The sequence below is a fragment of the Kitasatospora sp. NPDC058162 genome, assembly GCF_042884005.1.
Lineage (GTDB): Bacteria > Actinomycetota > Actinomycetes > Streptomycetales > Streptomycetaceae > Kitasatospora.
Map to the genome: position 1 here is coordinate 91,447 of NZ_JBHVUS010000009.1, position 12,388 is coordinate 103,834.

Consider the following 12,388-nt stretch of genomic DNA (forward strand, 5'->3'; position numbering starts at 1 on the left):
GCATGCCAAACTCCTGCCCGAGATCAGCGGCAGCTCCCGCGGGCCGGGGGCGGGCCGGGGGAGTACCGGGAGGACTGCTGGGTGGGGTGGACGTGCGACCGGAGCCTGCCCGCGCCGCTGTCCCCGGCAACCTGCCCGGCGCCCGCCGAACCGGTGGCGGGGCGTCCCGGAACCGGTGCGCGTTCCGGCGCACGCCTCCGGGGGCGCGCCCCCGGACGGGCCGGTCGACCCGTGAACGAGCCGACCGTGCGCGAGGACACGCGCCGGTGCGCGAGGAGCGCCGAACGGGCTAAGGGAGAAGGGGAACGATCAACGCGAAAAGGATTCGGACGTGCTGCTCCACGGGGGACGGCCACCCGTCGTCGTTGTCCCCGCGGCATCAACGACCTTCGGCCATCCTCGCACCGGCGACAAGGTTTTCGCAGCGGTACGACAGTACTTTCGGGTTTTGTCCGGAGTCGGGGATCAGCCGGAAATGGATCTGTTCCGCAGAGTTCACGCATTGGTAGCGCGAAGCCCGGAAATGTGCGCCTCGCGCGCCCCCCGTGCAGACCAATGCGCCGAATGCGATCTCATCAATAGGCCGAACGGATGCCCAATAGTCCACTTGACCCGTAGTCAGACCGAGCGACGCGGCTACGCTTCACCGCTGTGAAGGCAATCCGCAGATTCACCGTCCGCACCGTCCTGCCCGAACAACTCCAGCCGTTGCACGAGCTGGCCCTCAACCTGCGCTGGTCCTGGCACCCCGAGACCAGGGACCTCTTCCGGTCCGTGGACCCGGAGGTCTGGGCCGCGACCGGCGAGGACCCGGTGCGGCTGCTCGGGGAGGTCCCGGCCGCCCGGCTCGCCGCGCTCGCCGCCGACCGGCGGTTCCTGCGCAGACTCGGCGACCTCGCCGACGACCTGCGCGAGTACCTCACCGGCCCGCGCTGGTACCAGGGCCGGCCGGACGGCGGAGCCACCCCGCCGCCCGCCGCCGTCGCCTACTTCTCGCCCGAGTACGGCATCGCCGCCGCGCTGCCCCAGTACTCCGGCGGCCTCGGCATCCTGGCCGGCGACCACCTCAAGGCCGCCAGCGACCTCGGCGTCCCGATCATCGGCGTGGGGCTGTTCTACCGGCACGGCTACTTCCGGCAGTCCCTCGACCGGGACGGCTGGCAGCAGGAGCGCTACCCCCTGCTGGACCCGGACGAACTGGCCGTCAGCCTGCTCCGGGAGGCCGACGGCACCCCCACCCGGGTCGACCTCGCCCTGCCCGGCGGCCGCACCCTCGCCGCGCACATCTGGAAGGCCCAGGTCGGGCGGGTCCCGCTGCTGCTGCTCGACTCCGACATCGAGGCCAACTCGCCCGCCGAGCGCGACGTCACCGACCGGCTCTACGGCGGCGGCAGCGAGCACCGGCTGCTCCAGGAGATGCTGCTCGGCATCGGCGGCGTCCGGGCCGTGCGCGCCTACTGCCGGCTCACCGGGCACCCCGCCCCCGAGGTCTTCCACACCAACGAGGGCCACGCCGGGTTCCTCGGCGTCGAGCGGATCCGCGAACTGGTCGCCGACCGGGCCGCCGAAGGGGCCGCCGGCTGTGACATCGAAGCCCTCGACTTCGCCGCCGCCCTGGAGTCCGTCCGGGCCGGCACCCTGTTCACCACCCACACGCCCGTCCCGGCCGGCATCGACCGCTTCGACCGCGAGCTGGTCGCCCGCCACTTCAGCGGCGACGCCGCGCTGCCCGGCGTCCCGGTCGAGCCGGTGCTCGCGCTCGGCGCCGAGACCTGGCCCGGCGGGGACCCGAAGCTCTTCAACATGGCCGCCATGGGCCTGCGGCTCGCCCAGCGCGCCAACGGGGTCTCCACCCTGCACGGCGAGGTCAGCCGCTCGATGTTCAACGGCCTCTGGCCCGGCTTCGACCCCGCCGAGGTGCCGATCACCTCGATCACCAACGGGGTGCACGCCGCCACCTGGATCGACCCGGCCGTGGTGCGCCTGGGCGCCGCCGAGATCGGCGCCGAACGCGCCGAGGAGGCGATGACCACCGGCGAGACCCAGCGCTGGACCGGCCTGGAGCGGATCGGCAACACCGAGATCTGGGACCTGCGCCGCAGCCTGCGCGCCCAGCTGGTCGACGAGGCCCGCCGCCGGCTGCGCGCCTCCTGGCGCCAGCGCGGGGCCGGCGAGGCCGAGCTCGGCTGGGTCTCCTCGGTGCTCGACCCCGACGTGCTCACCATCGGCTTCGCCCGCCGGGTGCCCTCGTACAAGCGGCTCACCCTGATGCTGCGCGACCCGGCCCGGCTGCGCGCCCTGCTGCTGCACCCCACCCGGCCGGTGCAGATCGTGGTCGCCGGCAAGGCCCACCCGGCCGACGACGGCGGCAAGCGGCTGATCCAGCAGATGGTCGCCTTCGCCGACGACCCGACGGTGCGCCACCGGATCGTCTTCCTGCCGGACTACGACATGGCGATGGCCCAGCACCTCTACCCGGGCTGCGACGTCTGGCTGAACAACCCGCTGCGCCCGCTGGAGGCCTGCGGCACCTCCGGGATGAAGGCCGCGCTCAACGGCTGCCTCAACCTGTCCGTCCTGGACGGCTGGTGGGACGAGTGGTACGACGGCCAGAACGGCTGGGCGATCCCCACCGCCGACGAGAGCGCCGGCGTACTCGACCCGGAGAGCAGCGAGGCCGAGCGGCGCGACGACATCGAGGCCGCCGCGCTGTACGACCTGATCGAGGAACAGGTCGCCGGCCGGTTCTACGACCGGGGCGACGACGGGCTGCCGCACCGCTGGATCGCCATGGTCCGGCACACCCTGGTCACCCTCGGGCCCAAGGTGCTGGCCGGGCGGATGGTCCGCGAGTACGTGGAGCAGCTGTACGCCCCGGCGGCGCTGGCCCAGCGGGAGCTGGCGGTCGGCGACCACGCGGCCGCCCGGGAGCTGGCCGGCTGGAAGGCCAAGGTCCGGGACGGCTGGCCGGGGGTGCGGGTCGAGCACGTCGAGGCGGACTGCCCGGCCGAGGCGCAGGAGCTGGGCAGCTCGCTGGCGCTGCGGGTCCAGGTCGCGCTCGGCGCGCTGGAGCCGGGCGACGTCGAGGTGCAGGTGGTCTCCGGCCGGGTCGACGAGACGGACGGCATCTCGGACGCCGCGGTGCTCGCCCTCAAGCCGGTCGGCGGACCGGACCTGGACGGCCGCACCCGCTACGAGGGCGCGCTGGAGCTCGACCGCACCGGCCCGTTCGGCTACACCGTGCGGGTGCTGCCCGCGCACCCCCGGTTGGCCTCGCCGGCCGAACCTGGGCTGGTCGCCCTCCCCGCCGAGTCGACCGGGATGGACGCCGGGCTGCTGCGCTGAGCCCCGGAACGGGTGACTGCCGTCCGCCGTCGCTGCGGGCGGCAGTCACCCGCTTGCCCCGAGTGGTGGGCGGCGAGTGGTGGGCGGGGGGAGCGTGAAGCTCATGATGCGAACCCTGCGCGCCGCCGCCCTGGCCGCGCTCTCCGTCCTCCTCACGGCCTGGCCGGCCCAGGCCGCCACCGCCCCCCTCGCGGCGCCACCGGCGACCGCGGCGCTGTCGCTGGAGGTCTGCCCGCCGCAGGACCCGGTGGTCCCGGGTGAGACCGGGACCCTGGAGGTGAAGGTCACCAACCGGGGCCCGGCCACCACCACCGACGACACCCTGGTGGTGGTGCACTTCTCCTCGCCGGGCGTGGTGCAGTCGGCCGATCCGGCCGTCGCCCTGACCTACTTCGGGACCGGCAGCTCCTACAAGATCCCGGCCGGGCTGGCGCCCGGGGCGAGCTCGGTCGAGCGGCTGGCGCTGTACGTCGCGCCGATCACCGAGTCCTTCCTCACCGTCAGCGGTGACGTCCAGGCCTTCTACCCGGGCGACCCGGACCAGTCCGGCCACACCACCCCGTACAGCCTCACCACCGCCGACACCCGGGCCCACTTCATGGTCGGCGCCTCCTCGGCCTGGCAGGCCGGGCACCCCGTCCCGCAGCCCGGCGACCTCACCGGCGCCCCCGGGGCGACCATCGACCTGCCGCTGTGGGTCTACAACGCCGGGCCCTCGTACTCGCGCCACCCGGTCGACCTGGCGATCACCGTGCCCGAGCACACCACGCTGACCGGCACGCCCCCGTACAACTGCAACGCCACCGGGCCGCGCACCCTGACCTGCCGTTACCCGAGCGGGCCGCGGTACCACGACGCGGTCTTCATCGACCCGGCCGTGGTGATCGACTCCTCGGCCGTCGCCGGGCAGGTGCTGCCGGGCGGCACGCTCGACGTGGTGGCCGCGGTGGAGGACCGCCCCTCGCCGGACTGGCACACCGACTACGTGGTGACCGTGAACTGACTCCGGGAATCGGCCCCGGCCTGGGAAAGGGAGAGGCCCGCCCGGGTGCGTGACGGCGCACCCGGACGGGCACAACTGTGCGGCCCTTCGGCCAGGCCCTTTCTTACACCAGGCTGTCCCGCCAAGCACGATGCAGGGTGGCGAAACGGCCCGCACCGTCGATCAGCTCCCGCGGGGAGCCGTCCTCGACGATCCGGCCCTGGTCCATCACCAGCACCCGGTCGGCGATCTCCACGGTGGACAGCCGGTGCGCGATGATCACCGCCGTGCGGCCGGCCAGCACCGTGCGCATGGCCCGCTGCACGGCCTGCTCGCCGGGCACGTCCAGGGAGCTGGTCGCCTCGTCCAGGATCAGCACGGCCGGGTCGGCCAGCAGGGCGCGGGCGAAGGCGACCAACTGGCGCTGCCCGGCGGAGATCCGGCCGCCGCGCTTGCGCACGTCGGTGTCGAAGCCGTCCGGGAGCGCGGCGATGAACTCGTACGCGCCGATCTCCCGGGCGGCCCGCTCGACCTCGGCGCGGCCGGCGCCGGGGCGGCCGATCGCGATGTTCTCGGCGACGGTGCCGGAGAACAGGAAGGACTCCTGGGTCACCATCACCACCCCGCGCCGCAGCTCCGGGGTGGCGAGGTCGCGCAGGTCCACGCCGTCCAGCCGGATCCGGCCCTCGGTCGGGTCGTAGAAGCGGGCCAGCAGCTTGGCGACCGTCGACTTGCCGGCGCCGGTCGCACCGACCACCGCGACCGTCTGCCCGGCCGGGATCAGCAGGTCGAAGGGCGGCAGCACCTCCTTGCCGGTGCGGTAGGCGAAGCGGGTCCGCTCGAACGAGACTTCACGGCCCTTGGAGGTGGCCCGGGGCAACGCCACCGGCTCGGCCGGCTCGGCGACGGTCGGCTCGTGGGCGAGCAGGCCGGCGATCTTCTCCAGGGCCGCGGCGGCGGCCTGGTAGCTGTTCAGGAACATCGCCAGCTGGTCGATCGGGTCGAACAGGCGGCGCAGGTAGAGCGCGAAGGCGGTCAGCACGCCCAGCTCCAGCGCGTCGTCGGCGACCAGGTAGGCGCCCAGCAGCACGATGCCGGTGAACCAGACGTTGGCGGTGGCGCGGGAGAGGCCGACGTACCGGGCGAGCTCCAGGAAGCCCTCCGCGTTGGCCGTCGAGGCCTGCCGGTTGACCACCGAGAAGGCGGCGTCGTTGGCCTTCTCGCGGCGGAAGGCCTGCACCGGGCGGATGCCGTTCATGGTCTCGGTGAACCGCACGATCATCGAGGCGGCGGCCGTCCGCGAGCGGCGGTAGACCCGGCGCGAGCGGGTGCGGAAGGAGTGGGCGATCAGCGCCAGCGGCAGGAAGGCCGTCAGCGAGGCCAGGCCCAGCCGCCAGTCCAGCACCAGCAGCAGCACCGAGATGTAGCAGACCGACAGGAAGACCGTCAGCAGCTCCTGGAGGCCCTCGGAGAGCAGTTCGCGCAGCGCGTCGATGTCGCTGGTGGCCCGGGAGATGATCCGGCCCGAGGTGTAGCGCTCGTGGAAGTCCAGGCTGAGCCGCTGGGCGTGCCGGAAGATCCGGCCGCGCAGGTCCAGCAGGACGTCCTGGTTCACCCGGGCGCTGATCTTGATGAACACCCACTGCAGCACCGGGCTGAGCAGGGCGCAGAAGAGGTAGCCGGCGACCACCGCGACCAGCGGCCCGGAGTCGTGGGCGCGCAGCGCCGGGATGCCGCGGTCCATCGCCACCGCGACCAGCAGCGGGCCGGACTGCAGGGCGGCCTGCTGGACCAGGATCACCACCATCGCGACGGCGATCCGGGCCCGGTGCGGGCCGAGCAGCGAGCGCAGCAGCGCCCGCGGCGCGCCGGGCGGGACGGGGATGTCCTCCTCGTCCGCCGGGGGCGGGGGCAGCTCCTCCTCGGCGGAGGCGCCGGAGGCGGCGGATTCGGCCTCGGTGGGCTCGACGGTGGTGGTCATCGAGAGGGCCCCTTCTCGAGGACGAAGCGGCCCTCGGGGACCAGGGCGGCCTCGCCCGACATCAGTTCGCGGTAGCGGGGGCAGTCCCGGAGCAGCTCCTGGTGGGTGCCGACGGCCTCGATCCGGCCGTCCGCGAGCACCGCGACCCGGTCGGCGAGCAGCACCGTGCTGGGGCGGTGGGCGACCACCAGGGCGGTGGTGGTGCCGAGCACCTCGCGCAGCGCCCGTTCGACCAGCGCCTCGGTGTGCACGTCGAGTGCGGAGAGCGGGTCGTCCAGGACCAGGAAGGGCGGGTCGCCGACCACGGCGCGGGCCAGGGCGAGGCGCTGGCGCTGGCCGCCGGACAGGCTCAGGCCCTGCTCGCCGACCTCGGTCTCCACTCCGGCCGGGAGCTTCTCGACGAAGCCGGCCTGGGCGGTGGCGAGGGCGGAGGCCAGCTGCCGGTCGTCCGCGCCGGGGGCGCCCATCAGGACGTTCTCCCGGACGGTCGCGGAGAACAGGGTGGGCTCCTCGAAGGCGACCGCGACGAGGGCGCGCAGCTCCTCCCGGGGCAGCTCGGCGATGTCCCGGCCGTCCAGGGTGATCCGGCCGCCGGTGGCCTCGTACAGCCGGGGGAGCAGCGCGGTGAGCGTGGTCTTGCCGCTGCCGGTGGCGCCGACCAGGGCCATCGTCTCGCCGCTGCGGACGTGCAGGTCGATGCCGGCCAGCAGGTCGGGGGTGCCGTCGGGGGCGTCGGGGTAGCGGAAGCGGACGCCGGTGAAGCGGATGCCGTCCGGGCCGGCGGACGCTTCGGAGGGCGCCCCGGCGGGGACCGGGTCGGCGGGTTCGGGCTCGTCGATGACCTCGAAGAACCGGTCGGTGGCGGTGGCGGCCTCGTTGGCGTAGGCGAGCAGCCAGCCGAGCGACTCGACCGGCCAGCGCAGGGCGAGCGCGGTGGATAGGAAGGCGACCAGGGTGCCGGCGCTCAGCTCGTCGTGGGCGACCAGGTAGGCGCCGACGGCCAGGGCGCAGCCCAGGGCGATCTCCGGCAGGCCGACGATCACCGCCCACAGGTTGGCGAGCTGGTGGGCCTTGCGCAGCTCGGTGCGGCGCAGCCGGTGGGACTGTGCGCGGAAGTGCTCGGCCATCGAGCGGTGCCGGCCGAAGGCCTTGAGGATGCGGATGCCGAGCACCGACTCCTCGACCACGGTGGCGAGGTCGCCGTTCTGGTCCTGGGCGAGCCGGGCGGTGACCGAGTAGCCGGACTCGAAGCGCCGGGTGAGCACCAGCAGCGGCGCGGCGGGCAGCAGGACGATCAGGGCGAGCCGCCAGTCCTGGGCGAACATCAGCATCGTGCCGGCCAGGAACGTCACCGAGTTGACGACCAGGAACACCAGCGGGAAGGCCAGGAAGAGCCGCATGGCGTTCATGTCGGTGGTGGCCCGGGAGAGCATCTGGCCGGAGCCCCAGCGGTCGTGGAAGGAGACCGGCAGCCGCTGGAGCTTGGCGTAGAGGTCGGCGCGCATGGCCGCCTCCAGCCGGCCCAGCGGGCGGGACAGGACCACCCGGCGGGTGTAGAACAGTGCGGCCTCGACCAGTCCGAGGAGCAGCAGCAGGCCGACCGGCGGCCACAGGGCGTGGAGGTCGTGGTCTGCGAGCGGGCCGTCGACGATCCGGCCGAGCACCACCGGGACGGCCAGGGTGCTCAGCATGGCGAGCGTGGCGGCCGACACCGAGAGCACGAGCCGGCCGCGGACGGCCCGGGCGTAGGGCCACAGGCGCAGCAGCGAGCGGACCGTGGAGTGGCGGCGCCCGGTCGTGCGGTCGGAGTCTTGTCTGTTCTCGGCCATCGCGGTGAGGGTAGGCAGAGAGCCCGTCATTTCTCATCCGGTTTTTCGCCCCTGTCAGTGACGGCCGCCGAGAACCGGCCACCCGTAAGGGCGGGGCGCGGGCGCGCTGCGGGGCGTGCGCTGCCGTTCGTGCAGGGAGGAGTGCGCCGCGCGCCTCTTGCGGGCGCCTGCCGAACGGCCGATTACATCTCCTGACGGATGCTCATTGACAAGCGAGTGACAGGAGTGTGGACATGACGGTCGACACCGAGCCCACGCCCGGCCCCGGCTCCGCAACCGTGCGGGTGAGGGCCCAGCTCAGCCTCAGCACCACCGCCGCCCGCAACCTGGCGACGACCACCAAGTCGAAGCCGCAGATGCAGGAGATCACCTCCCGCTGGCTGCTCAAGATGCTGCCCTGGGTGCAGGTCAGCGCGGGTACGTACCGGGTCAACCGTCGCCTCAGCTACGCCACCGGGCGGGGCCGGGTGGCCTTCGCCAAGACCGGTTCCACGGTGACGGTGATCGCGCCCTCGCTGACCGAGGTGCCGGCGCTGCGCGGATTCGAGGACGAGGAGGTGCTGGCCGAGCTGGCCCGCCGCTTCGTGCAGCGGGACTTCGGGCCGGGTGACGTCCTGGTGCAGGAGGGGACGCCGATCGCCGAGGTGTTCCTGATCGCCCACGGCAAGGTCGACCGGATCGGCACCGGCAAGTACGGCGAGGAGACCGTGCTCGGCACCCTCGCGGACGGCGACCACGTCGGCGACGAGGTGATCACCGAGCCCGGCGGCACCTGGTCGTACACCGTGAAGGCCGCCACCGCCGGCGTCGCCATGGCGCTGGACGCGGCCGGGCTCCAGGACCTGATCGACCGCTCCGCGACGCTGCGCGAGCAGCTGCTGGGCTTCGCCACCGACGCAGCCCAGGCGCAGAACGCCCACGGCGAGGCGGAGATCGACCTCTCGGCCGGCCACCAGGGCGAGTACGACCTGCCCGGCGCCTTCGTGGACTACGAGCTGGAGCCGCGCGAGTTCGAGCTGAGCGTCGCGCAGACCGTCCTCAAGGTGCACACCCGGGTCGCCGACCTCTACAACCAGCCGATGAACCAGACCGAGGAGCAGCTGCGGCTGACCATCGAGGCGCTGCGCGAGCGGCAGGAGCACGAGCTCATCAACAACCCGGAGTTCGGGCTGCTCAGCAACGCCGACTTCGACCAGCGGATCCAGACCCACTCCGGCGCGCCCACCCCGGACGACCTGGACGAGCTGCTCGCCATGCGCCGCGACACCGACTACCTGTTCGCCCACCCGCGGGCCATCGCCGCCTTCGAGCGGGAGTGCAACAAGCGCGGCGTCTACCCGGGCACGGTCGACGTCCTCGGCAAGCAGCGGCCGGTCTGGCGCGGGGTGCCGATCTTCAGCTGCGGCAAGATCCCGGTGGCGGACAACCAGACCACCTCGTTCATCGCGATGCGGGTCGGCGAGGACAACCAGGGCGTGGTCGGCCTCACCCAGGTCGGCATCCCGGACGAGGTCGAGCCGGGCCTGAACGTCCGCTTCATGGGGATCAACGAGCAGGCGGTCTCCTCCTACCTGGTGAGCGCCTACTTCTCGGCGGCGGTGCTGGTGCCGGACGCGCTCGGCGTCCTGGAGAACGTCGAGGTCAGCAACCCGTTCAGCTGACCTGGGAGGCCCGGGTGGGGGCGCGCAGCAGTTGCAGTGAGCGCGCGCCCAGCACCACCGCGCCCCGCGGGTACGGCTCGCCCGTGCCCGCGGCGGCGGTGTCCAGCACCGTCTCGTAGGCGGCCTCCGGTGCGGCCCAGGGTTCGCCGGGCAGGGTGAACGCGACCGGTTCGTGGCCCGAGTTGAGCAGCAGCAGGAAGCTGTCGTCGGCCAACGGGAGCCCGGCGTCGTCCCGTTCGGACATCGCGGTGCCGGACAGCAGCATGCCGAGGCAGGCCGTGGGGCCGAACCAGTCCGCCTCGGTCATCTCCTTGCCGAGCGGGGTGAACCAGGCGAGGTCCGGCTGCCCGCCGGGGACGGCGGCCCGGCCGGAGAAGAACGCCCGCCGGCGCAGCACCGGATGGGCCCGGCGCAGCCGGACCAGCCGGGCGGTCAGTTCGCACAGCCCCCGCCAGCGCGGGTCGTCCAGCAGCGACCAGTCCAGCCAACTGACCTCGCCGTCCTGGCAGTAGGCGTTGTTGTTGCCGCCCTGGGTGCGGCCCAGCTCGTCCCCGGCGGTGATCATCGGGACGCCTGCGGAGAGCAGCAAGGTGGCCGTCAGGTTGCGCAGTTGGCGCAGCCGCAGGGCGTTCACCTCCGGGTCGGTGGTCTCGCCCTCGGTGCCGTGGTTCCAGGAGCGGTTGTCGTCCGTGCCGTCCCGGTTGGCCTCGCCGTTGGCCTCGTTGTGCTTGCGGTCGTAGGACACCAGGTCGCGCAGGGTGAAACCGTCGTGCGCCGTCACGTAGTTGACCGAGGCGTACGGGCGGCGGCCGCCGCGCTGGTAGAGGTCCGAGGAACCGGCCAGCCGGTAGCCGAGCTCGCGCACGTCCGGGCGGGCGCCGCGCCAGAAGTCCCGTACGGTGTCGCGGTACTTGTCGTTCCACTCGGCCCACAGCGGGGGGAAGGCGCCGACCTGGTAGCCGCCCGGGCCGACGTCCCACGGTTCGGCGATCAGCTTCACCCGGCTGAGCAGGGGGTCCTGGGAGACCGCGGCGAGGAACGGGTGCTCCATGTCGACGGCGTCGCTCGCCCGGGTCAGGGCGGCCGCGAGGTCGAAGCGGAAGCCGTCCACGCCCATCTCGGAGACCCAGTAGCGCAGCGAGTCGGTGATCAGCCGGATCACCTGCGGGTGGCGGGTGTCCAGGGTGTTGCCGCAGCCGGTGTAGTCGGCGTAGCCGCGCGGGCGGTGCGGGGACAGGCGGTAGTAGGCGGCGTTGTCGATGCCGCGGAGCGAGAGTGCGGGGCCGAGTTCGGCGCCCTCGGCGGTGTGGTTGAACACCACGTCCAGGATCACCTCGATCCCGGCGGCGTGCAGGGCGCGGACCATCCGCTTGAACTCGCCGACCTGGCCGCCGCGGGAGCCCGAGGCCGAGTAGCCGGCGTGCGGGGCGAAGTAGCCGACCGTGTTGTAGCCCCAGTAGTTGACCAGGCCGCGGGCCTGGAGGTGGTCCTCGCTGGCGTACTGGTGCACCGGCAGCAGCTCGACGGCCGTCACGCCGAGGCGGGTGAGGTGGGCGATCGCGGCGGGGTGGGCCAGGCCGGCGTAGGTGCCGCGCAGGTGCGGGGGGATGTCGGGGTGGCACATGGTGAAGCCGCGGACGTGGAGTTCGTAGAGGACCGTCTCGGCCCAGGGGGTCTTCGGGCGGTGGTCGTCGTACCAGTCGTCGTCATCGTGGACGACCACGGATCTGGGTACGTACGGGGCGGAGTCGCGGTTGTCGCGGACGGTGTCGGCGACGTCGGCCTCCGGCCAGTTGCGGACGGCGGAGCAGGCCGCGTCGTGGGAGGTGTAGCAGCCGTCGACGGCGCGGGCGTACGGGTCGAGCAGCAGCTTCGCGGGGTTCCAGCGGGCGCCCGTCCACGGGTCCCAGCGGCCGTGCACCCGGAAGCCGTAGCGGGCGCCGGGGCGGACGCCGGGGAGGAAGCCGTGCCAGACCTGGAGGTCCTGCTCGGGGAGGCGGTGGCGGTGCTCGGTTCCGTCCTCGTCGAACAGGCACAGGTCGACGGCTTCGGCGCCGGGGGCCCATAGGGCGAAGTTGGTTCCTTCGCCTGTGCTTGTGCCTGTACCTGCGGCGCTTGGGCCGGTCGGGCGGAAGCGGGCGCCCAGGGGTTGCCAGCTGCCCGGCCGTGCCTCGGCTTCCGGCTCCTGACGTGAGGCCATGGTCGTACCCTCCCTGAACGGGGGGTCCCGGGCCCCGTTCACCTTTTCTTTCCCGGAATGTGGGACGGGGAAGCAGGCCGCTGCGCGGGGCTGGGGGCTTCGGGGGGCTCTCGGGAGGGTGGGTGACGCCGGGGGCGGTTCCGGGGGTGGCCGCTCCGGGGGCTGGATGATTTTCCGACCGCCGACTCTGTGGGGGAGTTGTTGGGCGCCGTTGGCGGTCTGAAAATCACCCGTTACGCCCCTCTCCGCAGCCACCCCCTCCACCGCCCCCTCCCGCAGCGCGTCCCTCTCGCCTTGGTCGGGTGGGGGAGGAGGTGGGTGGTGGGCGCGCGTGCGTTGCCCGCGCGCCGACGGAGGGTGGGGTGGTTCCTGTGGTGGGGGTGGTAGGGG

Annotated in this window: 6 protein-coding genes; 3 read left to right on the top strand and 3 right to left on the bottom strand. The window is 73.2% G+C overall.

What is annotated here, in order from left to right; all coding sequences use genetic code 11:
* The first annotated feature begins 651 nt into the window (after positions 1-651).
* Both glgP and ACFVXG_RS19605 read left to right on the top strand, forming a co-directional pair.
* Positions 652-3,345 carry an alpha-glucan family phosphorylase gene (gene glgP / locus ACFVXG_RS19600; RefSeq protein WP_387929111.1) on the top strand — a complete coding sequence of 898 codons (2,694 nt, stop codon included), beginning with the start codon at positions 652-654 and terminating at the stop codon, positions 3,343-3,345.
* Positions 3,346-3,448: 103 nt separating this feature from the next.
* Positions 3,449-4,348, top strand: a complete 900-nt coding sequence (locus tag ACFVXG_RS19605; protein ID WP_387929113.1) for a hypothetical protein — start codon at positions 3,449-3,451, stop codon at positions 4,346-4,348.
* Positions 4,349-4,451: 103 nt separating this feature from the next.
* Here ACFVXG_RS19605 and ACFVXG_RS19610 read toward each other — a convergent pair whose 3' ends face one another.
* The gene (locus tag ACFVXG_RS19610) at positions 4,452-6,308 is read right to left on the bottom strand and encodes an ABC transporter ATP-binding protein (protein WP_387929115.1); all 1,857 of its coding nucleotides are present in this window, start codon (positions 6,306-6,308) and stop codon (positions 4,452-4,454) included.
* On the bottom strand, positions 6,305-8,137 hold the full coding sequence (locus ACFVXG_RS19615) for an ABC transporter ATP-binding protein (RefSeq protein WP_387929117.1): 1,833 nt from the start codon (positions 8,135-8,137) through the stop codon (positions 6,305-6,307). Before ACFVXG_RS19615 ends, ACFVXG_RS19610 begins: the two co-directional genes overlap by 4 nt.
* A 233-nt stretch (positions 8,138-8,370) precedes the next feature.
* Here ACFVXG_RS19615 and ACFVXG_RS19620 point away from each other — a divergent pair, with 233 nt between their 5' ends.
* Positions 8,371-9,798, top strand: coding sequence for a family 2B encapsulin nanocompartment shell protein (locus ACFVXG_RS19620; protein ID WP_387929119.1), 1,428 nt, complete (start codon positions 8,371-8,373; stop codon positions 9,796-9,798).
* On the opposite strand, the gene glgX is transcribed toward ACFVXG_RS19620, so the two are convergent.
* Positions 9,791-11,998 carry a glycogen debranching protein GlgX gene (gene glgX / locus ACFVXG_RS19625; RefSeq protein ID WP_387929121.1) on the bottom strand — a complete coding sequence of 736 codons (2,208 nt, stop codon included), beginning with the start codon at positions 11,996-11,998 and terminating at the stop codon, positions 9,791-9,793. The two genes, ACFVXG_RS19620 and glgX, sit on opposite strands and share 8 nt — an antisense overlap.
* Positions 11,999-12,388 lie beyond the last annotated feature (390 nt).

Bases quoted from the DNA above. Each gene is read 5' to 3' on its own strand.
- ACFVXG_RS19620 (WP_387929119.1), top strand. From the start codon at position 8,371: ATGACGGTCGACACCGAGCCCACGCCCGGCCCCGGCTCCGCAACCGTG.
- ACFVXG_RS19615 (WP_387929117.1), bottom strand. From the start codon at position 8,137: ATGGCCGAGAACAGACAAGACTCCGACCGCACGACCGGGCGCCGCCAC.
- glgX (WP_387929121.1), bottom strand. From the start codon at position 11,998: ATGGCCTCACGTCAGGAGCCGGAAGCCGAGGCACGGCCGGGCAGCTGG.
- ACFVXG_RS19610 (WP_387929115.1), bottom strand. From the start codon at position 6,308: ATGACCACCACCGTCGAGCCCACCGAGGCCGAATCCGCCGCCTCCGGC.
- ACFVXG_RS19605 (WP_387929113.1), top strand. From the start codon at position 3,449: ATGATGCGAACCCTGCGCGCCGCCGCCCTGGCCGCGCTCTCCGTCCTC.